Source organism: Niallia tiangongensis (assembly GCF_044704065.1).
GTDB lineage: Bacteria > Bacillota > Bacilli > Bacillales > Cytobacillaceae > Niallia > Niallia tiangongensis.
In genome coordinates this window covers 1121449-1146252 of sequence record NZ_CP162613.1, presented here as the reverse complement: position 1 = coordinate 1146252, position 24804 = coordinate 1121449, and the positions used below count along the sequence as shown (strand labels likewise).

Here is a 24804-nt window from a genome sequence, read left to right as displayed (position 1 = left end):
CCAATAAATAGACAGACCAATCCCATTCTTCTTATAAGAAGAACATCCACACGTATTTAATTAACGTTGAAAATGGGGAATCTTAATCTCATTGATGCTGTCAAAAGGAAAACCTCCGTTTCATTTCTAATTCCATTTAATCTTATCATACACACAGCAATATTTACAATCGCTTACAAGATAAATTATGTAAAAAAATACTTTTTAGGTAAAAAAAAGAATTAATTAACAATTACATTCACCTTATCAGTTAAATCAGATTACTTTTCAACCAAAATTCTATTTTATCAGCCAAACCTGTTTACTGTCCTAATAAATAGCAAAAAGCAGAGGACTCCATCCCCTGCTTTTTTAATCGACTGTCTTACGCTACATCTTCTTCCTTTTTCTGTGAATTAACGAGAATCTTCTCTAATTCTTCTAATGATCTACCTTTTGTTTCAGGAACAAACTTCCAAATGAATAGTGCTGATAATAGACTCATAATTCCATAGAAGGAATAGGTTAAGCCACCACTTACCTCCATCATCGCAGGGTAGGTGGAAGAAATAAAGTAATTTGCTGCCCATTGTGCTGCTACCGCAATTGCAACAGCTTGTGCTCTAACTCTATTCGGGAAGATTTCTGAGATTAGTACCCACACTACTGGTCCCCATGACATCATAAAGGATGCAGTATAAATAATGATGAAAATCAATGTTGCAATTCCAATTTTGTTTGAGAAAGCCATAGCCGCTACCCCAAACATACCAACCGTCATCCCAACAGAACCAATAATTAATAGCGGCTTACGTCCAAATTTATCAACCGTAAAGATGGCGATAAGAGTGAACACAACATTTACTAGGCCCATAATAATCGTTTGGAACATAGAAGCATCTCTTGCCGCACCCATGCTTTCAAAAATACGTGGTGCATAATATAAAGCTACATTGATTCCCACGAATTGCTGGAAGACCGATAATAAGATTCCAATCACTACAATTTTCTTACCAAAAGTAAACAAAGTTGCTTTCTTTTTATTTTCATTAAAGGATGCCTTAATTTCAAACATAGTCGCTTTCGCCATTGTTTTTTCATATATTCTTGACAGAACAGACATTGCCTTCTCATCCTGATTCTTTGAAACAAGATAACGTGGTGTTTCTGGAACCGTAAATAATAAAACTAAGAATAATATTGCTGGTATTGATTCTGAAAGGAACATATAGCGCCAACCAATGTCATTTAGCCATTCCACTGTTTGCCCTTTTGCAATGCCCCAGTTTACAAAATAAACAACAAGCATTCCAAAGATAACCGCAAATTGATTTAAAGAAACCAAGGTACCTCTAATTTTAGGAGGTGCCATTTCCCCGATATACATAGGTGAGATGGCTGAAGCTAACCCTACACCAATTCCCCCAATAATTCGATAGATGTTAAAAGTAATGAGAAGAGCATAGGTTGGTTCCCCTTTTGTGAAAAACAAAAATTCAGGAAACGCAGATCCAAGAGCTGAGATTAAAAATAGGACTGCTGCAATAATAAGGGAATATTTCCGCCCGAAGTTCGTAGCGAAGTAACCAGATATAAATCCACCAATTATACAACCAATTAAAGCACTTGATACGGTAATTCCATGTACAAGGGAACTAAGTCCTAATCCTTCTGAAAAATAGGCTTGGAGTGATCCTTCTGCCCCAGAAATTACTGCTGTATCATAACCAAATAACAAGCCTCCAAGTGTTGCAACCAACGTGATTAGTACAATATAAAAATAACTATTTTTATTTACCATATGTTTGAAAGAGACATAATCTCCTTCTTTCCTCCCCTCTTTTGATTACTGGTAGCCTTTTCATTTCTGCTAATAATAATCACTTTTTTTAATCTCTTTAGTAAATACCGAGTCTACTATCCTCCTAACATTACAACACCTAAGTAGTTCCGTTTTCATTTCTATCTAACAAAGCATTTATTTCATTCATTTCATACTATTAAATTATCACGAAAGCGCATTCTTGATAGCACTTTCATCTTCACTTTTTTGTTATTACCTAGACTTTCTTGTAAAACCCTTACTTTTCTTTGATTTCTTAAGGAATGTAGCCTTTGCTGAAAAAAAGATTGTTAAGCACCGCTTAGCAACCAATCTAAACTAAAAAAACAGCGACCAATGATCGCTGTTTTTACTGCTGATATTTTGTTCGATATTCACTTGGGCTCATTCCCGTCTCTTTTTTAAATACTCTACTAAAATAGTTTGGATCCTTGTAGCCAATATTTAATGCAATTTCCTTTAATGGCACATTAGGATCTAATAATAGCTCTTTCGCCTTTTCTAATCGTGTTTTCGTTAAGTAGTCAATAAACGTTACCTGGAATCGTTCTTTAAATAATTTACTTAAATAATAGGAACTTATTCCAATTTGTTCAGCAACTTCTTCTAGCGAAATAGTTTTATAGTAATTTTTATCCATATAGTCTTTTGCTTGTAACAATAGTGCGCGTATCCCATTTGATCGCCATTCTCCAAGACGTTTTATAACGACCAATAAATGTGCTTTTGCTGCCTCTTTTATTTGCATAGGGTTATCAAATTTACCTAAACTCGTCTCGATTTCCTCATCAAAACCTAGCTCTTTCATAGATCGAGTTAAGACGATGAAGAAATTCTCGATTGCTTTGTGAATCATTCTTAGTTGAAAATCAGCGGCCTGCTGAATGGATTGAAAATAGGTTTCGAACATTTGCAATCCTTTTTGAATATCCCCTTTCTTTACCGCATCCAGCAATTCTTTTTCCACCTCGAAGGGAATTAATTCTTTTCGCTTTTGTTTCACTCGATCATTATAAGTCATATAGGCTGCACTTGGATGGCTGTGAACAAGCTCCAACGCATAGATAGCCTCTTTATAGGAATCAGAAAATTGCTGAACATTTGAAACAAGCGTCCCCACCCCTGCATATATATGGCACTGTTCAAGATGATATTGCACATCATGAATAATCTTTCGAGAAAAATCATCTCTTATTTCCCTATCTGGTTGCTCATTTTCATTGATTAAAACTAGTATCGGAACTTGGAAGCCTGTTAACGGTCCAACCAAGCATTGCAGACTTTGTTCCTGTAACGCTTGCTTTAATATTCGATACCAATGGTTTTTCGCTTCTCTACTTGGGTGCTGATTCTCTGATGCAAAGAAGAACACGGCGACAAAGCCTTTCTTCTGTTCAAGGTCCAGCCATTCATCCCACTCTTCTTGGTTAAATTCATAGACATAATCCATAATAAAAGATACGATAAATTCCATTTCAATAACAGAACTGACTCTCTCAAGTCGATGATGGATTTCTTGCTTCATCATCATCTCTTGTTTTTCCTGTTTAATCTCTTCTGCCATACCATCAAAAGCCTCTAGTACCTCCGAAACCTTACTTGGTTTAAGTAAATATTCTTTAATTCCAAATTTCATTGCTTCCCGTGCATAATCAAATGTATCAAATGCAGAAACCATTATATATTTAATAGTTGGATCAGAGGCATGTATTCGTCTTATCGCTTCAATCCCATCAAATTCTGGCATCTTGATATCCATAAATACTAAATCTGGCTTATGGGTAATGGCAAGCTCGACTGCTTCTTTCCCATTTTCCGCTTCTGCAATGACTTCAAAATTAGAACGATTTCGGCTAAGCATGAGCTTCAGTCCTTCTCTTTCAATCGGTTCATCGTCTACTAGCATTATTTTTATCACGAATAAGCCCCCTTTCCATGTTTATTCAAGCTAATGATCACAGATGTTCCTTCTCCAAGGGATGAGCGTATCTTTACCTGACTTTCTTTATCAAATAATTTAATCCTCTTAATCACATTACTCATCCCAATTCCAGTAGAATGACCTGAGCCCTTTTTCGCTACTGATTTTTCTCTATCCTCTCTCAAGTCCATTAATCGGTCGATTGTCTCCTGATCCATCCCTACTCCATTGTCCCTTACTTCTATCCATATTTTTTCATTTTTTTCATAAATTGATAAAGTAATTGTAGCCCCTTTCGCCATACTTTCAATACCATGTATAAATGCATTTTCTATAATCGGCTGCAAGGTAAGGCATGGAATCGGTATCGATAAACAAGCTGGGTCGATCTCTTCAATAAATTCCACTCTTCCGCCAAAACGTGTTTTTTGGATAAAAAAATATTCCTTCACAATTACAACTTCATCCTTCAATATCGTTTGACGATCAAGACTGCCAATATTATAACGAAGTAAGGTCGAAACAGACGAGATTAATTCGCATGTTCGATCTCCCCCTTCAATATAAGCAGTTTTCGAAATAGTATTCAGTGTATTAAAAAGGAAATGAGGATTAATTTGATTTTGCAGACTCTTTAATTCCATTTCCTTCAGTAACTGAGCTAATCTAGCTTTCTCTTCTATTTGACTGACCGACTCTAAAATATTTTTTTTCATCTCATTAAATGTTTTCGTTAGAAACCAAAGCTCATCCTTTTGAGAAACGACGATATCTGCCCCGTCGTATCTTCCTGCTGAAATTTCCTTTGCTTCTCTTGTCAAACGTCCAATGGTTCTCGTAATTCCATTGGAAAACCATAGTGCAAATAAAATACTCAATAGAATTATGGAGAAAAGAATCGTAGTTCCCATATTTTTCGTATGGACAATTTTTTCATCTAATAAAAAGGAAACCTTTTGATATTCAGTAAGCTTTTCATCAATTAAATCAAGTGCTTTCTCATGAATATAGCTCGATGTTTTTTCTACTTCCTTTAAGGAACTAGAATATTGTTGGATATCTTGGTTTTCGATTCCATTAACTGTTTTTTCCGTTTGCTCTCGGAAATTAACCATCATATTTACTAGATTCTTCTTAGGGATTCCTTCTTTTTCAATCGCAATAAACTGTTGCTGTAACCTGTTGAACATTTCTATTTCTTCCTTGTATAAGGCTAAATTTTCCGTTAATGGTTCATGAACATAAATTTGCAGCGATTGATAAGTCTGATTCGTTTCCTTTGTGATTTCATTTAATAAGAAAAAATATTCCATATTCTCATCATATAGCTTCTTTACTTGTTGATTGCTATGTTCTCGAATCCAAAATAAAAGCAACAGCAAAAGTAAAATTACACCAAAATAAATCAGTAGCTTCGTACGAATTTTAATCATGGGCATTCCCCTTTTTCTCTACAACTTCCTCTAAATCTTTACGATGAATGATTGCTGCATTCGTATGATTCACAACGGAAATAGACCTCTGTTTTAGGAGATTTAACATTAATTCAATACTTTTTTCTCCCATTTCAAAAGGCTGCTGGGCCACAATAGCATTTATATCCCCTTTATTTAACAATTCGATATTTTCGTCTAATGCATCAAATGAAATAACATATAAGTCATCCTGCTTATTTAATGATCTTGCTGCAGCAACTATTCCGATTCCATCTAATGAACTTGTGCCATAAAATGCGGTAATGTCCTCATGCTCTATCAGCATCTTGTAAGCCTTCTCTTCTGCTTGTACTCTTGTTAGATTTGATTCATCTATTGCAATAATCTTAATTCCATCTACATTAGCTATTGCATCTTTAAATCCTTGTACTCTTAATTGGTGCTGATTATAGGCATTATCCAACCCACCGGTTATTATACCAATTGTTGCTTTTCCGCCAGTATCCTTCACTAATGTTTGCCCTGCCAATTGACCAGCTAAATAATTATCTGTGCCGATATAAGCATTGCGTAAGCTTTCTGGTGCATCTGTATCAATCGTAATAACAGGGATTCCTGCCCTAACGGCCTTGTTAATCAGTGGTGTAAAATTATCGTTAAGCGCTTGCACAATAATGCCATCAACTTTAGCCTGTATCGCCATATCTAAAAGTTTTAATTGTTCTTCTGGGTTCGACCGCTTTGGTCCTTCATATTCAACAAAAACATCATTCTTTAACGCAGCTTTTTTTGCCCCAGCCCCCACTAAACGCCAATAATCATGGTCCATTTCCTCTCCAATTAAGGCAAAATGATATTTTGGTAAAGGGGACTCCTCTGAAATAACTGCTAGCATTTTCTTATCATAAATTTGAGCCTGTCTATAGCAATAGAGGGAATATGCAACCGCTATCAGAAAGGCAATAATTATAATAGTATAATAAAAGGTATGTTTCATATGTTCCTCCAAATGACGCAACTAGTGTATTCTTACGTTGATGATAACATACATTTGAAACAGATGAACAAAAATATAGCTGGAAACGGAATAGGAAAGAAAATTTTTAACCCTTATTTTTTTTATCAATAATTATTTTTTCTAACCCGCTATAGAAAAGCCAGCACTTTTCCACTTAAAAGTGCTGGCTTTTCCTTAATTGTCTATTTTTGAAAGGGTTATTTTTACTAACTCCTTTTCATGTTGTTCTAATAGCTCCCGAATATCCATGTCACCAATAAAGAAGTCATCTACATATTTCGTACCTCGATAATAATGCTGTTTCCCTTCAAAGTAAAAAATATCTGCTGTTCCTTCATACGTATAAGTTCTCTCATTTCCACAAACAATAGAAAGAGAAATCTGTTCCCCGTTATAGTCCATGAAATATTTTGATAAAGACATATCATTTATTACTAATACATCTGAACCTATATCCCGCTGAATGGCGACAATTCCTTCTAGTTCTTCCATTCTACCCTTCCTTTTAAAATACTTATTAGACTAAAATGTATAATAATTGAGTATAGCATCATAAAATGATTTCTATTTCTAAAACTTTACATTAAAAATCGTATTTTGCTTCCTTTTTTTCTTTTATTTCCGTAAAGGTCTCTGTTAATACAATTGTATCTTCCACTAATCGTTCAATACGGAATAAGACATCATCATCAGTGATTTCTTTTCGATGAAAATCCTTTTCCTCAATAAATACATAGGTTTGCACAATTTGTGCTTTCATATAAGCCAAGATTGGTTTTAATTGCTGCTCCACAATTAAATAATGCTTCGCAGAACCTGCTGTAACTAACATACTAACGACTTTATCGCGAAAAGCATTTTGAGGCAATAAATCAAAAATGTTTTTTAACGTAGCTGGAATGGATGCTTGGAAAACCGGTGTTCCAAAAATAATGGCATCAGCTTCCATTAATGTTTTGGTAACATATCCAGTATCCCCTTCATACTCTAAGTAGTTTCTTCCATCACTGAATGGAATATCATAATCCTTTAAGTCGAGTAACGTTATCTCCACTTCTGGATAATGTTCTGCTATAGCTTTCATTGTGTAATCCATTGCTATTCTTGTTTTCGATCCGACTTTCGAACCAGATAATCCAACAATCTTCATTTTTTATGCCTCCGATTTTTTTGTGTATTTTCTAATAGCCGGCAAGATTTCAGAACCAATGATTTCAACATTTTTCATGACTTTTTCAAATGGCATACCACCAAAGTCAATTTGCGCAATATAGCGTTGATGACCAAACATTTCATGTTGATAAAGAATTTTTTCAATGATTTGCTGCGGGCTTCCAATATTCATAATATTATGCGGATCTACTCCCTGTGCAAAATGCTGTTTTGGGAATCCAGCTCCGTTTGTTTTTTTCATGCCTTCGTTAATATGCGGATACATATCCTTCAATGCTTGTTGAGACGATTCTGCTGCATAGAAGAATCCTGCTGTTGCTACTGGTAATTCTGCTGGGTCAAACCCACTGTTTCGCGCTGCTTCACGATAGGCATCTACAGTACGTTTAAATACAGATGCTGGACCGCCTAAATGAGCCATAAACATTGGAGCTCCTGCAATACCTGCTCTTATCGCACTAGCTGGTGTTCCCCCAACTGCTCTCCAAATCGGAATAAAGCCATTCTTAGGGCGTGGCAAAACATGTGCATTTCTTAATGGTGCACGGAATTCTCCGCTCCAATTGACTACTTCCTCTTCATTAATTTTCATCAGTAAATCAAATTTTTCTTCAAATAATTCTTCATAATTACGAAGATCATAGCCTAACAAATCAAATAACCCTACTCTTGAAGCACGACCAGCAATGATTTCTGCGCGACCTTGAGAAATTAAATCAATTGTCGCAAAATCCTCATAGACTCGAACAGGATCGGAGGTACTAATAATCGTGGAGGAGCTAGCGATTTTAATATTTTTCGTTGCTTGCGCAATCGCTGATAAAACAACGGAGTGCGCTTGTGTAACAAAATATTCTTGATGACTTTCCCCAACACTAAAGAAATCAAGTCCCGCTTGATCTGCTAATTTTGCATATTCGATGATTTCATATACACGTTCTGCCGCAGAAACCCTCTCTCCTGTGACTGGGTTTGGCAAATGATCACCTAATGTGTATATTCCAAACTCTAAACCTTTGCTTGAATCTATTCCATATTTTTTCAATTTTAATTCACCTTTCCTCTTATAGACTATTTTTCAATTCCTCAGGTGATTTCTCCCAATATTCACTATTAAAATCAACAAGGAATTTTTTTAACCCTTGCTTGGATTCTTCATCCAAGATGTCTAATGCAAATTTTCTTTTGATTGCTTTATCAAGACTATTTACATGCTCAGGCATTGACTTATAGCCAAAAATCCTTCTACTTCCTTCTTTCATTTGCCTTGCAACTAAAATTTCGCAAGCTCCTGCCCCAGAATAGTGAACGCCTTTCTGGTTTCTGTCTAGCGCAATCCAAATAACCCAATATTTATGTGGATCTAGATCTTGCACTTCTTCTTTCGTCACATTCTTAAAAAACACCTTTTTCTCCACCTTGCTTCTACCATGCAAGGCACCCATATCTATAAATACTTCTTGTGTTTCTCTATCGATGATAATAGGTGTAACATTCTCTAAAGAAATAGAGCCTACTCCATAACCACCATCGCCTTTTGTAGGGTCATTTCGTAAAATATTAAATTGTGCGTTTTGCTTGGCTGATCCTTCTTTTTTGTTATCCATATTTTTAATGCTATCCTCCTTTCGATATTATTGGTTCCTTACTCTTAAGTTATATTCTCGTTTTAAACGAGAAATGTTGCGAATAGCCAGTACATAAATTTGTACTGACATGTATTTTACAAGCCTCTTTCCTACGCTTAGAATTTCTAGATACTTTTTTCCATTTAGAAAATTCATTGACGTTCTTTTCAGGATGATGATGATTATCCCTTTATAAAATAACTTGTCTTGATAGTAATATTAAGGGTTATAACGTTTTATGGCAATTATTCAGCTTGCTAGGAAACGATTCCTATGTATAGTGAAGATATTATGCATTTGTTTAAGTCCATTGTATATTTTGTCTTTCTTTTAAGGAGGCTATGTATGATTCTCGTGGATAGTAAATACTGGGTAGTGTTGATAAAGGACTTTTGGGTGGTGTTTCTATTTGGGTTTTCATTTGCTTTTATGAACGCCGCTTTTTTCTGGCACTTTCAGGTTTTGGGCTTTCATTCGGTTGATGAACGCCACTTTCACACGGCGCTCTCCGGTTTTTGGTTTTTATCCGCTTAATGAACGCCACTTTCACACGGCGCTCTCCGGTTTTTGGTTTTCATTCGCTTGATGAACGCCACTTTCACACGACGCTCTCCGGTTTTTGGCTTTCATCCGCTTAATGAACGCCACTTTCACACGGCGCTCTCCGGTTTTTGGTTTTCATTCGCTTGATGAACGCCACTTTCACACGACGCTCTCCGGTTTTTGGCTTTCATCCGCTTAATGAACGCCACTTTCACACGGCGCTCTCCGGTTTTTGGTTTTCATCCGCTTGATGAACGCCACTTCTCTTCAACGCTCTCCGGTTTTTGGTTTTCATCCGCTTGATGAACGCACTTTCACACAGTGCTCTCCGGTTTTTGGTTTTCATCCGCTTGATGAACGCCACTTTCTTCAACGCTCTCCGGTTTTTGGTTTTTATCCCCTTAATGAACGCCATCTTCTCCCATCCCCTTCATTTTTCAGCCCCACCACCTATAAAAATCTCTTTTCCACCACAACAAAGCCTACCGTCCTTAACGGTAAGCTTCATCTTAAATCCCTCATTACTTAAACTGGAACCATTCAAAATCAAAATTGCTCCCTGGTAAAAAGACAAATGTGACTTTTTGCAATCCAGTTATTTTCTCTAAATCAAATACTCGTTCTTCATAGCTATCTGAGTAAAGAAATTCAACCATTTGATTGCTTTCACCTTCTTCATTTGCAAAACGTACATGAATGGTATTTTTTTCGATGGGCGATTTCCCTGAAATAATGAGCTTTGTTGCGCCTGCTTCTGTGAAATCAAATTGCTCAAACGCTAATGATACATTATTGCCAATACCTTCTACGCAACTTTCTTTTACTTCAAAGGTATCCCCATAAATGTGGTTACACTCAGACGCGTAATTACGTTCAAACGCCTGGTTTATCTTTTCAAAATAAAAACCTTTAATATGGACCTTCTGCTCTAAAACAAAACAAATCGATTTAATTCCTCGGAGTCTTTTCGACAATTGGAATGTCTCTTCCTGATAAACATTCCATTTAGATGGCTTTTGATAACTCACATCCGCTACTAGCTCGCTTCCCTCTTCATCCGGTATACCCTCCCAAATTTGGATTGGATACTCGTCATTTGATAATGCAAAAATTGGAATCGTCATTTTATCCGAGCCATAATTTCCAAAGTCGATTTCGCGAAATCCTACTTGCGTTTCACCATCCCTACTAGTGGCGACTCCTCGTTCATTTCCATTGGTAACCTCGCCTTTGCAGTAGTCATATAAACCTGCAGAGATAAATCCATATGGATCCTTATAAGCTTTTCCAAGACCAGATACCTTAAACTCTAGCTCAGAAATAAGCTTTGTTTTATCCGTACCATTCTTACTCGTGCAGCGAAGACGAAATTCTCCATCTCCTAAAGCAACGACCTTTACCTTATCTCCATCGACTTCAACTTTCGAAATATTCGATTCAATACCAGCATCGTTTACAACGCTCCACTCTATTTCTTGATAAGAAATATTTGCCGGAAATAGCTTGGCATGTACGAACATCTCTTTTCTAGTTTGATCAAATAGTTGCCCAGATTCACTAATAATTTCAATTTTACGAAGAGGGATTTCTTCTTCTGTTCCCATTTCTATTGGTGTTTCTGTATTTTTCATGTCAGATGAAATTCCAACTAGTTCAGCTTCTTTTGCTGGAAGTGATTCAAGCTCTAAGATTTCACTATCTAGTCCTTTAGAGGTAACCTTTATTTGAATTTTTCCAGGTTCAGTGGTTGCAGCAATCATTGCCATTAGCTTGCCACTGAACAACCTTCTACTTACCCCTTTGTATTGATCATAATCCGTACTGTCCCCATTATCTAGACCAACCAAGCGCCCTGCACCCGTAACATTTACACTTACACGATTTGTAGCATTTTCGACTGGATTTCCATTCTGATCCTCTGTTGCAATTTCCACAAAAACAATATCGGTTCCATTTGCATTCAGTATTTGTTTATCTGCTTTCAAGCAAATTTTCTTCGCATCACTGAAAGAACTTTTTGTATCAGTTGCGATAATATTACCTTTTTCATCATAGGCAATGGCTGTTAACTCCCCTTTTTCATAAGGAATCTTCCACCAGCCTACAAGCTCTGTTCCCCGTTGATGATCGATAGCATGGGTACCAATCGTATTGCCATTAAGCTGTAATTCCACTTTTGGCGCATTTGAGCATACCCGGACATCGATCATTTGCCCTTCGCTAAAATCCCAATATGGAAAAAGATGCACCATCGGCTTTTTCCGGTAATCTGTCCATGCCGCTTGATAAATATAGAAGGAATCCTTCTTAAAAGTAGCTGTATCAATTTGACCAAAATATGCATTTTTCGTATGGTAAGGTGTTGGCTCCCCAATATAGTCAAAGCCTGTCCAAATAAAAGTTCCCAGGGAAAATGCTGCATCTCTGTCTGCTATAATACAAGCTTCCGTTGACTTTGCTCCCCAGCTAGTGGAGCTGTTTCCAAGGGCCGAACACTGTTCATCGTCATCTGCAAGAATTGATTTTTCGTAGGGGAAATGATAAATCCCCCGACTTTGGACAACTGATCCGGTTTCACTTCCATATATAATCCAATCTGGATGTTCCTCATGGTGTTTATGATAATATTTTTCGCCATAATTATAGCCTGCTACCTTTACAATATCTGCACATTTTTGAGCATTTTCCCATGGCATATAATTAGAGCCAATCGTCACCCAGGCATTTTGCTTCGGATCATATTTATGTACTTCCGCCATTACCATTCTTGTTATTTCTTGCCCTCGCTCATCTGCATGTGTATCATAAATCTCATTCCCAATGCTCCACATCAAAAGACTTGGATGATTTCGATCTCGCTTTACCCAGCTTTTCACATCGATTGGTGCCCACGCCTTAAAGAATCGTGCATAATCATACTTCGTCTTTGGCCTTTCCCACATATCAAAAGATTCTGATACCACGAGAAAGCCCATCTCATCAGCTAAGTCCATTAATTCCTTTGCTGGCATATTATGGGCTGTCCTTATTGCATTCACACCCATTTCTTTCAATATTTCAAACCTTCTTTGTAAAGCTTGTTTATGAAATGCAGCTCCTAATGCGCCTAAATCATGATGCTCGCAAACGCCATTTAGCTTCATTCTTTTGCCATTTAAACGAAAACCTTGCTTTGAATCCAGAATAATACTTCGAAAGCCAATGTTTTGTGTAACAGTTTCTACTGTCTTTAATTCCGGATTGATAATTTGTAATTCTGTTTGAAGCTGATAAAGATGGGGCTCGTCTGTGCTCCAAAGCAATGGATGATCGACAATAAGCTTTTGCTGATTAATTACCATATTTTCCGTTCCTGCTCCTATCGTTTCGGAGACTGCTGCTATTCTTTGATTTTTGAAAAAAATAGCATGGGTGAGCTGCACATCTTGATCGAGCGCTAATTCTGTCTCGACTTCAACATGCCAACAAGTATCCTGTTGATTCATTGTGATGTAGATTCCATCCGTAACGAGATGATTGGTCTCTCTCGTTTTAAGCCAAACGTTTCGGTAAATTCCAGCTCCTGAATACCATCGACTGTTGGGGCTTTCATATACAACCTTTACAAGTATGTTATTTTCCCCATCCACCATAGCCGCTGTAATATCATGCTCAAACGAGGAATAACCATTTTTCCATTCTCCAACAAACGTATTATTTACATACACCATTGAATCCATATATACACCCTCAAAACATAGCACCACCTGTTTGCCTTGATGCTTTGAATAGGTAAAGCTTTTGCGATACCAGCCAATGCTAGATTCATAGAGATCGAGAGTATTATAAATAAGCCAATCATGTGGCAAATCAATTGGCACAAAGTCTAAGTTTCTACAATCTTTTACCTCTAAACTAGTTTTTGCAAATTCCCATTCGTCATTAAATAGCATTTTCGTATTCATGTAAGAGTGGCTCCTTTTTTTTCGTTAATTGCATGCACCTTTCTCAACTAGGAAAGATTGTATTAATCGCTTACATTTTATTAACTGAAGAAAAAACAAAACTTTTGGATGGTTCTATTGCTTCAAAAAGAAAGCAATAGAACCATCCCTCTGCTTACTTTATCTCTGGAATACGCTTAATATTTGGATCGGTAAAAATATCGTGTTCATCCCGACTGGTTGTTGAAAACTCAGAGACGATAGCCCCCTCTTCACTTGCCTGGAACCAATGAAGAGTATTAGGAGGGATTGTATGTTGATCACCAGGATTCAATTCTATTTCATGAAAGACGGTGTAGTATTGTTTGCTAGCTTCTGGAACAGATGCTTTTATATTCGCTGTCTCCTCCCCTTCCACATATAAATATACTTTACCAAATCTGCATCGAAAGGTTTCCGTTTTCCCTGCACTATTATTAATCGGTGGATGTTTATGCTCTGGACAAGTTTGATTAGGAAATAACACTAATTCCTTAGCACAATAATGATTATTATTGATATAGGTGATTAGCTGTAATCCTTGTGTATTTAATTGATCTAGCCCAAAGTCAGCTACCTCGATTGCTGTTTGCTCTGATTCACTTAAAATAATTCCTGACTGATTTAATAATTCAAGGGTACGCTTTTGTACTTCTTGATAGATTGTTTTAGTCAACATATTAAACATCCTTTCCAAAAAGATTGTTGTTTTGAGGAGAATCATTACTGCTTTGCATTTTCAAGAATTCCTTGCCTAGTAAAATAGGGATCTTCTTTTGTTAATGGTAATTTAACTGCTTTACCTGTATGTGCTGACTGATAAATAGCACTGATTAGCTCAAGGGTTTACTGTCCTTGAATTCCATCGCTTAACAACGTCTTTTCTCCATTCACTGCTAGAAGTACATCATGAATTTGACCTGTCTGTCCTTCATAAGGAATAGATGGCAGCCGATCATACATTTGTTGAAATTTTTCTTCTAATTCTGGATCATCTTCTGGGAATCCATTTCCCTTTGATTTTGACGCTTTCACCTTCCAAGGAGCAGATATTCGAGCATTTTTTCCTTGGAAAATTAATTGCTGCTCCTCCCCATGGTGTAGCACGGAGCTTGTAATTTGAGCTAACGATCCATTATTATATTTCAAGATAGCAATAGATATATCTTCCACCTCTGCATTATCGTGAGCAACGTTACTTGCAACAGCCGTTACTTCTGTTGGCATTCCATTTAGCCACCTCAAAATATCGATATGGTGTACAGCATGATTTAATGTACATCCCCCACCTTCTTTCTCCCAAGTTCCTCTCCACCATAAATCATAATAGCTATACCCTCTCTACCAATAAGAATCAACCTGTGTATGTACAATCGGTCCCATTAATTTTGTATCCAACACTTGTTTCAATTTCATCATTGGATTGGTAAAGCGATTTTGGGAAACAACGGATAAAATTCGCTTATTCTTCTTCGCGGCCTTATTCATTGCTTGACATTCTTCGATGGAGGAAGCCATTGGTTTTTCCACTAATACATGCTTTCCTGCATTCATCGCAGCAATCGCGATTTCCGCATGTGTAGATGGCGGAGTACAAACAGATACTAAATCAATATTTGATCGTTTTAAAAGCTTTTTATAATCATCATATACAGCAACATCTAACTGAAAATCATTCGCTACTTGATATGCCTTTTCTTTATAAATCTCGGAAAGCGCAACTATTTTACATTCATCCTTAAACTGTAAATACCCCTTAATATGAGCAGTGGAAATTGTACCTAAGCCAATGATGGCCACATTAATCATCCATGAACCACTCCTTTATATTTAATTTAATTTGTATTGTTACTCTTATGGATAATACAGATTTTATAGAAGGAAACTTGAGCTGCTTTATTGGAAATGAAACGAAACTATTTTTAGTACTATCTTGATGGAAATAATAAAATACTAAACTAGTATAAGAGAGGAAAATAACAAAAAATCAATTTGATAACGATTACATTTCTTTGTAGATTTTTTCCTGCTAAACAGAAAAATAAATAAACACTTTCAAATCTTTATTATAGGAAGAATTTTCTTTCTTTTCAAGCTAAATTGTAAACCTTTTCTTTTTATAAAAAAACAGACGATTCCCATGCATCCTTTCAGATACATAAGAACCGTCTCTTTGGATTCCTTATGCTGGGTTTACTTCTAGCTCTACTTTAATTTTGATATCTTTTCCTACTAATACGCCACCTGATTCAAGTACTGCGTTCCAAGTAAGTCCGAAATCTTCACGGTTGATTTTTGCTTCTGCTTCGAAACCGTAAACTTCTACGCCCCATGGGTTTGTGCCTTTTCCGCCGAATTCTACATCAAATGTAACTGGCTTGGTAACGTCCTTAATTGTTAAATCACCTGTTACTTTATAGTCATCCCCATCTTTTGTAATAGATGTTGAATTAAAATCAATTGTAGGATATTTTTCTTTATCGAAGAAATCACCTGATTTTAAGTGGTTATCACGATCTTCGCTATGTGTATTGATGCTTGCTATATCCAATTTAAATGCAATGCTAGCTGTTGTTAGATCTGTTAAATCTGCAGCTTCTACGTCTGCTGTATAAGAACTAAATTGCCCCTTTACCTTTGAAACCATCATATGTTTTACTTCGAATCCTACGCTAGAATGTGATTGATCTACTGTCCATTTTGCCATTTTAAAATTCCTCCCATTTCTCTTTTGTTTTTTACTTTGAATTCAAGATATTTATTCGAAAAAATTAGTTTCCCCTTGACCTTTATAAAAAATTCCAAGGTAAACTGATTAGAGATTGCTATCGATAAATTACTTTGAAATAAATTATCTCTAATTAAAGATAATTTTACACACAATTATTTGTTTTGTCTATACTTTGAGGAAAAAAATTTTTTAGAATTTTAGGAAGGAAATTTTCCCATAATAAATTCTCCTCCCCAAAAAAGGTATCGTTTCGTTTCCTTTACTCTATCTAATTTAAAGCGCTTTTCGATAGGCACGAACGATAATTCCATCATTAATTGGCTCAAAATCAAATTTTGGTAATCGTTCAAATCCTAGTCCTTCATATAAGCGAATTGCTTTCCCCATAAAACTACCCGTATGCAATCCAATATGGCTGTTTCCTTTTTCTTTTGCTCTTGTAAAACACTCTTTAATCAAAGCAGTAGCAACCCCTTTTCCGCGTGATTCAGTGGGTACAGCCAATAAACGAATTTCAGGGTAATCAAGTTCTTCTACCTTTCCTTCATATGCATCTACTTTTTGAGGAAATAAGACAACACTTCCAACTAACTGTCCGTCAATCTCTGCAACAAGTAGTTCTACTCCAGGCTGCATATCGACATCCGTCTGAACAGTTTGTTTTAACGCTTGCCAATGTTTCTCATTAACTGACTTTTCATGCTCGTCATATGCCTCCAATCGTTGTTTACGAATGAGTGGCAATTCTTCTTTTCTCGCATTTCGAATAATCATAATTGCTTACACCTACCTTATTAAAAACTTTTCCTGTTTCTTACTAAGTTTTTCCCGACCATGAGAAGTATTCCAAATCAATTCATCTGGACCTTTAGGTAAAATTTTTACTTCTTCCTTATCAGGACTAATTGTAATAGATTGAAAATAGTGACGCTTAATGGATTCAAAATCTGTTGTTTCACCAAAACCTGGTGTTTGATATAAATCTCTTGCATAACCCCATAGATTAGGAAACTCCCGAATTAAGTTTCGATTCGCATTAAAAGCAGAAAAATAGGTTGCATCAAATCGTGCTAGTGTTGTATACAAACGAACATCTGCATCTGTAATATAATCACCAAATAAAAAGCGTTTACTAGAGAGTCGCTCCTCTAATTCATCTAATCTAGCAAACAATGCATGATAAGCTAGTTCATATGCTTCCTGTGATTGAGCAAATCCACATTTGTATACGCCATTATTCACATCATGAAAGATTTTCTCCGTTAATGCATCTATCTCTTCACGCAATTCAACTGGATATAAGTCAGGTGCATTCTCTTTATGTAGAGGAGCCCAAACTGTTTCAAAGTAATGTGTTAGTTTAAAATAATCATTGTTAACAACTTCCTGTGTTTGCACATCCACCATTACCGGAACCGTTGGACGCCCAGTATAGGCAGGATCCGTTTTTTGATAAATATCGCTTAAATAGCGTATGTCTAGGACTGGATCAACATTCCCAGAATCCAAGGAAAATTCCCAGTCAACTCTCGTAATTCTTGGTCTTAATGGACTTACAGTACCTAAACTAATCGCTTTTTCTAAACCTAGTATTTTTCGAACAATAACAGTTCGATGTGCCCATGGACAAGCCGGGCACCAAATTAATCGATAACGCCCTGCCTCAATTGGCAGTTCTCCTTGTTTGGAACCAAATGGTGCAGCAAATTGATTAATCTGTCGCTTGAATGAACCGTCACTACTAATTTCTTGAGGCTTCTTCGTCACTTCAGCATTTATTTCACAGCTATTTAACTGTTCCTTTTGCTTCATTTTATCTCCCCTCTCCCTATTCCGATTTGTTATTCATCCTGTGGCTTACCTTTGTTTAACTTAGACAGATAGAGGTCATCTATATTTATAGTAAATCCTACTATTTATATTATCAGAATTTTCCGCTTACCAGTCATTAAATATGGGGATTTCATTAATATTTCTCTAGTGATTCTATGATGACACTCTTTTCTGCCTCATCTTCTAATAGAAAAATAGTATCTCCATATAGCTCAACTTTACTTGAATCCGATGTGGAAACGGATGATGCTCCTCTGGTTACCTTTTCCTCCTTTTCAAAGCTATGACGGGCTCTGAGATCCCTCCTCTGTTACCTTTTCTCCTTTAACCATTAAAATAAAAATCGCCCTTCCGTTAAAGTAATTATTACTTTACAAAAGGGCGATTTTATTAATTAAGCCTTAGAATACTTCACCTTTCTAAATATAAGGAATGCAATACCTGCTACTAGTAAAATACCTCCAACTAATAGCATTGTGTACATACTTGTAGCTGTATTCGGAAGAGCATTTCCTCCAGAAATATTTGAAGCTATTTCTGTAGAGCCATGATTAACATTAACATCCTGCTCTGTATCAGTATCATTTCCAATGCCAGATTCGTCTCCATTGTTCGTTTTATCATCATCAGATTCTGAACCTGTTTCATCCGTTGAAGTATCTGTATCGTTACTATCGTCTACATTGCCACCAGTTTCTGGATCATTTACTTCTGGTTCCTCTGTTTCAGGATTTTCTGCTTCTGGTTCCTCTGGTGTAACTTCTCCTTCTTCATCCCCTGGCGCTTCTAAATCTGCCCCTAGTAAATCAGTAATGCGTCCTTCTAGGACAGGATCGACCACTCCACCTAAATCCTCTACCATATATTTACGAAGCTGTTCCCAATCAATTTCTCCAATATCTTGGACTCTACCTTCTTGATAAGCTTTAGCGAATACGTCAAATCCATCTCCGCCTTTAGCAGTAAAGTTATTTGTTGTTACTAGATATTTTTGATTTGCTTGGATCTCTTGAAATTCTCCATTTACATTTACATACATGGATACAACACGAGAGCCAGACTCTTTTGTGCTGTCATACGTAAATTTCATGCCAGCTACATGCAAAAAACCACCGCTTTCTGCTGGAGCTTGACTTACACTATGCTCAAGAATTTGCTTAATTTCCTCACCAGATAGTTCCACAACTACTGGGTCATTTCCAAATGGAAGCACCGCTATGATTTCTCCAACTGTAATTGGACCTTCCTCGATTGCCTCACGGATTCCGCCACCATTTTGGAATGCAATTACTGTTTCTGGATATCTTTCTTTTGCTTTTGCAAGCATTGCATCTGTTACTAAATTTCCTAATTCCGTTTCATTTGCACGGACACTTACATCACTATTCGTAAGACGTGGATTTGCTAGAGTTTTCTTAGCGATTGCTCCAGACTCCTGTGTAGAAAGCTGGGTTATTTTTTCTTTATATGGAGCTAAAACTTCAACTGCTTTTGAATCTGCTTCTTTACTAGCAACATCAATTAACTGTCCAGCTTGTCCAATAACTACACCATTCTCATCGAACTCCACCTGTAGTTTACCTAATAATTGCGAATATTGATATGCTTGAACAACAACAGTTGGATCTTTTTCTGTACCGTTCTCATCTTGTTTTACAACAACTGGCTCAGTTAACTGTGTATGAGAATGTCCTCCAACTACTACATCGATTCCATCTACATACGTAGCTAGCTGTAAATCGTTTCCAAAATCAGGGTTGCTATCATAACCAAGATGTGTTACGGCAATAATTTTATTAATTCCCATACCTTCAAATGCTTGTACAGCTCGTTCTGCCTCTTTAATATAGTTTAAGAATTTTACATTTACAGGACTAGAAATATTCGCCGTATCTTCTGTCGTTAAACCAAAAATTCCAATCTTTTCTCCATTTACTTCTTTCACAATACCATCAAAAACTTTTCCATCTTCTGGTGAATCAGTAAACTCATTTTTGACAAGCTTATTCATAAATGCATCACCGGAAAAATCTACATTCGTTCCAAGTAGTGGGAATTTTGCAGCGGAAACAAACTCTGATAAGGATTTATGAGCATTCTCACTAGATCCTAAGTCAAATTCATGATTTCCAAAGACCATCGCATCCAAATCCATCATATTTAATAGAGCTAAATCTGCTTTTCCATGAAATTCATTGAAATATAATGTACCAGAAAAAACATCCCCTGCATCAAATAGTAACGCTTCAGGATCTTCTGCCCGAACATCTTTTATTGCTGTAATCATATTTGGTAATAGATCAGCATGTGCATGAGTATCATTCATATGCATAATAGTTAGCTTAAAGCTATCGTTATTTTCCTCAGCGTATGTACTAGCTGGCAAAACAATAGATACTATAAGTGCAAGTGTTGTAAAAGCGCTTAAAAAAATTGCAAACTGGTTCTTCCTCTTCATTAAACAGTTACCCCCCCAAATTAGTACGTTGACCGCACATGAAGCTACTCGATTTATCACTGTTTTTGTCAACTATTCTCCCTTATTGTAGAAACTCTCTATTAACCTGCTATTAAGCGTTTGTAAATCTCTGTTAAACTAACGTTGTAAAAACCATAAAAAAAGAAAATATTCCCCCCTGCAAATAACACCTCCTATTCCTTATATAACATAACTACAACTGTGAAAATTTCAATTTACATGGTTGTTACATTAACTAGTATAGAAAATTATTATTTCAATATCTATACTTTTGAAAGAATTTTCTGAAAAAATATACAAAAAGGCCCTATTATAAATTCTTAAAATAAATCAACAGTAAAAAATAGAGTGAAACTATTTATAATAATCTCTACAGTTTAAATAAAGATTACTTCTTGATAAGTTCACTCCACTTTTGTTTTATTTAGTTTTCATATGAGATTTATGACATAATTGATTTATTTCTTGACTCTCCTACTTTTTTCTCTTCAATTTCCAAGCGAATTTGTGGCATATATTTTTCATGATTAAATAATCCAACTATAATAGCAGTTAGTACAGTAACAACTAACGGAATATATATAAATAAAGATTTCATCGCAAATATCGAGCTTTCAGGCTGGTTTATAGCATTGGGAACATAACTGCCTAAAGCAAGAATCCAACCAACCATGGCAGAAGAAAGACCTTGCCCGATTTTCATTCCTGCACTTGTAATACTAAAAGCAGAGCCTTGCACGGGAACCCCTGACTTCCAATACACTAAATCTCCAACATCTGCAACGATTGCACTTGCTCCTGCAACTAACGGTCCTGTACCAATAGATTTTATGATTAAACCAATTAATAGCCACGTTACATTTTCTGAGAAAATCCAACAAAGAACAGATCCTATTAGGGATAAAAGTAATCCAGCCATTAATGTTTTTCTTAATCCAAATTTCCCGACAATTTTTGGAGCAAATATTAAGGCTAAAATAGATGGTAACATGGACGATAAACTTATAGCACCCATTAAATTTGGATTATCAAATATATATGTTACATAATATACTTGAACGCCATTGCCTGTCATAGCTAAATAAATAAAGACATATAAAAGAATGGCTAAAATAAAATATTTATTTTTAAATAATACCTTGAAGGTAGAACCAAATGATGTCTTTTTCTCGTCCTCTATTTTTTCCGCGATATTTCGTTCTTTTACAAACCATCCAGTGGTCATCAATGGCAGTGCACAAAGAAGTGCAGCAATTAAAGCTGTTAACGTCCATCCCTTTTGTCCCCCACCAAAGTTATTTACTAGTAACATCGTAAATGAAGTAATCAATAATACACCTGCGATAGCAAATATAAATCGAATACTCCCTAGGGATACGCGTTCTTCAGGGTCTTTGGTCATAAAGGAAGTTAATGAAGAGTAAGCTACATTATTTGCAGTATAAAACACAGCCGAAATTAATAAATAGATAATTGACACGTAAACGATTTGTGCTGTGTTACCCCATGAGTTAGGAACATTGAATATCAAAAATGTTAAGATTGCTAATGGAGGCGCTGTCCAGAATACCCACGGTTTTGCTTTCCCCATTTTCGCCTTTGTATTATCAATAATATTTCCCATAAACAAATCGGAAAATCCATCAAAAAGGCGTGCTATTAATATAATGGTACCAATAATTCCAGCTGCCATCCCAACTGTATCAGTTAAGTAAATAGTCATAAAGGAGGCGATAAAAGTCCAACTAAAATTTGCTCCAAAATCTCCTAATCCAAAAGCAAGTTTTTCGTGCAGTTTCAGTTTATATGGTTTTACTATTTTTTCTTTTTTAACAGTATTAGTTGTTAATTCCATATAATTCACTCCCATTTTGATTACAAATGTGATACCAGCACTACATCAGAATACGCTTACATTCATCTTTTAGAGAGAACTAGAATCCACAGATTCTAGTTCTCTCTAAAACTATTATTTTGTAACAAAGGCACTTACTTTTCCTTTCATTAAATCTTGCTCGGCACTACTATTACCAATGTAGACTTCATAATCCATTTCTTCTAGTTCCCATATACTTTTCTCAGGATTAAACCATTTGAGTTTATCAAGTGAACAAGAAATTTCCACTGTTTTTATTTCACCAGGTATAAGAGTAATTCTTTCAAAACCACGTAATACTTTCACTGGTCGATCAATTTGGGAATGTTCAAATCCCACATACATTTGAACAATCTCATCTCCTACTAGGTCACCAGTATTTGTTACATCACATCGAGCAATCACATTTTCATCCCTTACTTCAAATGCAACATTTGAATAATTGAATCTGGTATAGGATAATCCAAATCCATAAGGTACGGAAGGCTCGATTCCTTCCTTCTCTAACTTGGTATAGCCGTGATAGTAATCATACGTAATTTCATCTGCTAACCAATCAATTTGTGGAAGATATTTTTCATCTGTAGGTATTACGAATGGTAACTTACCACTAGGATTTACTTCTCCAAAAATTGTTTTTGCAATAGCAGTCCCACCTTCCATTCCAGGATAATAGGCCATTAAGATGGATGAAACATCCTTTTTCCATTCTTCAATCATAATCATATTACCGCCGATAAGCACAGCTACTGAATTTCTGTTAACTGGTCCGACTTCTTTGATTAGTTCCACTTCATCTTCATGAAGACCAAGTGATTCTTTTCTATCGCCACCAACTGCATCAAACTCAACTCCTATGGCTGTTAAATTCTGATCATCCTGGGTGTTTTCGATAAACTCTCCTTCATCATCATGGTTGAAGCCTACTACAAAAACGACCGCATCAACAGAGGCTGCTAAAGCTTTTGCTTTCGCTAAATCTTTACCATCATCAAAAATCACTTCAGCATTTGGGATGATTTTTTTTATTCCTTCTAAAGGAGTTACAACATATGGAGGATAAACTCGACTAGAACCGTGATCCCCAATATTCTCTTTTTCTCCGAGCTTTCCAATGACGGCAAGACGCTTTACTTCAGATTTAGATAATGGTAGAGTCCGATTTTCATTTTTTATCAATGTCATGGATTTCTCAGCTGCCTCTAATGCTAAAGAAATATGCTCTTTATTGCCTATCACTTCTTGTTCGTATTTTTTGTCATCCGCTTCCGTAAAGGCAAGTAAAGTACGAATAATACGAATCACTGCATCATCAATCTTATCTTCCGTTACCTGTCCATTTTTAACAGCTTCAATTAACTTTTCACCGAACTGGTGCGTATCGTTCATTTCTATATTCATTCCACCATTTGCGGCTTCAACTGTATCGCGAATTCCCCAAATAAAGTCACTTATTACAAAGCCATCAAAGTCCCATTCATCCTTTAATACTTGGTTTAATAGATAGTCATTATGCCCACAATGAGGTCCTTGGTACTTATTGTAAGCACTCATCACACTCGCCGCCCCTACATCAATCGTCTCTTTAAAATGAGATAAATAGACTTCTCTCTCTGTACGCTTATCCGTTTTTACATTGACCTTAAATCTAGCATTTTCCATACTATTAAAGGCATAGTGTTTAACACAGGCAATGACATTTTCACTTTGAACACCCTTCACTAAAGCAGACCCCATAATTCCTAAATGAAAGGATTCTTCTCCATAGGTTTCCTGGCTTCTTCCCCAGCCTGGATTTGGAGGCAGGTTAATACAAACACCACCAAATAGATTACCGCCATATGCACGAATTTCTTTTCCAATAGCTTTCCCGATACGTTCTTCTAGATCCTTATCGAATGTTGCCCCCCTTGACATGGATACAGGGAAACAGGTACTTTTTCCTGTTCCAGCCACTACTCCTCGAGGTCCATCAATAAATTTCATCGCTGGAACGCCTAATCGTTCATTTCCTCCTGCTTCATACGGGGTTTCATTATAGTGCTTTCCTTTTTTAAAATCCTCTTGCATATCTGCTAGTGTTATATTTCCACTCATTAAATAGACTTTTTCTTCTAAGGACAGTTGCTTTACAATTTCTTTTGCTTTCGTATCGTACGCTAATCGATATTTCTTATCCACTTTCATTTTTATCCTCCATTCCTTTTTCACCTTAAGTATGGTATTACTTAAAAAAGTCAGACTTTAAACCACAGTTCCTTTCATCCCATAGGAATGTTAGTTGAAGAAATAAGACTGTTAAAGGCAAGTTAATGCGGAATAAAGCAAACCAACTCCTTCCCCCAATTAATTTTTTTCCTCTCTGTAATTAAATTGTAAAGG

18 protein-coding genes and 1 pseudogene are annotated in these 24804 nt (G+C 36.2%); 1 reads left to right on the top strand and 18 read right to left on the bottom strand.

Annotated elements, in window-relative coordinates; genetic code table 11:
- Nucleotides 1-364: 364 nt before the first annotated feature.
- From xylE to AB3U99_RS05505, 8 genes are all read right to left on the bottom strand, one after another.
- Entirely contained in the window at nt 365-1780 is a 1416-nt protein-coding gene (gene xylE / locus AB3U99_RS05540; protein WP_400246155.1) for a D-xylose transporter XylE, read from the bottom strand.
- Between the two features lie 391 nt (nt 1781-2171).
- The gene (locus AB3U99_RS05535) at nt 2172-3740 is read right to left on the bottom strand and encodes a response regulator (RefSeq protein ID WP_400246153.1); all 1569 of its coding nucleotides are present in this window, start codon (nt 3738-3740) and stop codon (nt 2172-2174) included.
- On the bottom strand, nt 3737-5176 hold the full coding sequence (locus AB3U99_RS05530) for a sensor histidine kinase (protein WP_400246151.1): 1440 nt from the start codon (nt 5174-5176) through the stop codon (nt 3737-3739). The genes AB3U99_RS05535 and AB3U99_RS05530 overlap by 4 nt, the downstream gene beginning before the upstream one ends.
- Nucleotides 5169-6176, bottom strand: coding sequence for a sugar-binding protein (locus AB3U99_RS05525; protein WP_400246149.1), 1008 nt, complete (start codon nt 6174-6176; stop codon nt 5169-5171). The genes AB3U99_RS05530 and AB3U99_RS05525 overlap by 8 nt, the downstream gene beginning before the upstream one ends.
- A 195-nt stretch (nt 6177-6371) precedes the next feature.
- The gene (locus AB3U99_RS05520; RefSeq protein WP_400246147.1) at nt 6372-6689 is read right to left on the bottom strand and encodes a hypothetical protein; all 318 of its coding nucleotides are present in this window, start codon (nt 6687-6689) and stop codon (nt 6372-6374) included.
- A gap of 91 nt (nt 6690-6780) precedes the next feature.
- Nucleotides 6781-7347: an NADPH-dependent FMN reductase gene (locus AB3U99_RS05515; protein ID WP_400246146.1), complete on the bottom strand. Its 567-nt coding sequence runs from the start codon at nt 7345-7347 to the stop codon at nt 6781-6783.
- A 3-nt stretch (nt 7348-7350) separates the two neighbouring features.
- On the bottom strand, nt 7351-8415 hold the full coding sequence (locus AB3U99_RS05510) for an LLM class flavin-dependent oxidoreductase (RefSeq protein ID WP_400246144.1): 1065 nt from the start codon (nt 8413-8415) through the stop codon (nt 7351-7353).
- 19 nt (nt 8416-8434) lie between these two features.
- Nucleotides 8435-8977 carry a YwhD family protein gene (locus AB3U99_RS05505; protein ID WP_400246142.1) on the bottom strand — a complete coding sequence of 181 codons (543 nt, stop codon included), beginning with the start codon at nt 8975-8977 and terminating at the stop codon, nt 8435-8437.
- A gap of 366 nt (nt 8978-9343) precedes the next feature.
- Between AB3U99_RS05505 and AB3U99_RS05500 the strand changes: the two genes are divergently transcribed.
- Nucleotides 9344-9532, top strand: a complete 189-nt coding sequence (locus AB3U99_RS05500; RefSeq protein WP_400246140.1) for a hypothetical protein — start codon at nt 9344-9346, stop codon at nt 9530-9532.
- Between the two features lie 220 nt (nt 9533-9752).
- Here the strand turns inward: AB3U99_RS05500 and AB3U99_RS05495 are convergent, their stop codons facing one another.
- The 10 genes and pseudogenes from AB3U99_RS05495 to AB3U99_RS05450 form a co-directional block, all read right to left on the bottom strand.
- Complete coding sequence (locus tag AB3U99_RS05495; protein WP_400246138.1) at nt 9753-9956, bottom strand: hypothetical protein; 204 nt, start codon at nt 9954-9956, stop codon at nt 9753-9755.
- A gap of 106 nt (nt 9957-10062) precedes the next feature.
- Complete coding sequence (locus AB3U99_RS05490; protein WP_400246136.1) at nt 10063-13485, bottom strand: glycoside hydrolase family 2 TIM barrel-domain containing protein; 3423 nt, start codon at nt 13483-13485, stop codon at nt 10063-10065.
- 154 nt (nt 13486-13639) lie between these two features.
- Nucleotides 13640-14182 carry a D-lyxose/D-mannose family sugar isomerase gene (locus AB3U99_RS05485; RefSeq protein WP_400246134.1) on the bottom strand — a complete coding sequence of 181 codons (543 nt, stop codon included), beginning with the start codon at nt 14180-14182 and terminating at the stop codon, nt 13640-13642.
- A 53-nt stretch (nt 14183-14235) separates the two neighbouring features.
- Nucleotides 14236-15312 (bottom strand): annotated as a pseudogene (locus tag AB3U99_RS05480) (Gfo/Idh/MocA family protein); the annotation flags it as partial.
- Nucleotides 15313-15685: 373 nt separating this feature from the next.
- The gene (locus AB3U99_RS05475) at nt 15686-16210 is read right to left on the bottom strand and encodes a YceI family protein (protein WP_400246132.1); all 525 of its coding nucleotides are present in this window, start codon (nt 16208-16210) and stop codon (nt 15686-15688) included.
- A gap of 297 nt (nt 16211-16507) precedes the next feature.
- Nucleotides 16508-17008 carry a GNAT family N-acetyltransferase gene (locus AB3U99_RS05470; RefSeq protein WP_400246130.1) on the bottom strand — a complete coding sequence of 167 codons (501 nt, stop codon included), beginning with the start codon at nt 17006-17008 and terminating at the stop codon, nt 16508-16510.
- A gap of 12 nt (nt 17009-17020) precedes the next feature.
- Nucleotides 17021-18046: a glutathione S-transferase family protein gene (locus tag AB3U99_RS05465; protein ID WP_400246128.1), complete on the bottom strand. Its 1026-nt coding sequence runs from the start codon at nt 18044-18046 to the stop codon at nt 17021-17023.
- 415 nt (nt 18047-18461) lie between these two features.
- A complete protein-coding gene (locus AB3U99_RS05460) occupies nt 18462-20525 on the bottom strand; it encodes a 5'-nucleotidase C-terminal domain-containing protein (RefSeq protein ID WP_400246126.1) in 2064 nt (687 codons plus the stop codon).
- Between the two features lie 463 nt (nt 20526-20988).
- Nucleotides 20989-22401: an MFS transporter gene (locus tag AB3U99_RS05455; protein ID WP_400246124.1), complete on the bottom strand. Its 1413-nt coding sequence runs from the start codon at nt 22399-22401 to the stop codon at nt 20989-20991.
- Nucleotides 22402-22515: 114 nt separating this feature from the next.
- Nucleotides 22516-24609, bottom strand: coding sequence for a beta-glucosidase (locus AB3U99_RS05450; protein ID WP_400246122.1), 2094 nt, complete (start codon nt 24607-24609; stop codon nt 22516-22518).
- Nucleotides 24610-24804 lie beyond the last annotated feature (195 nt).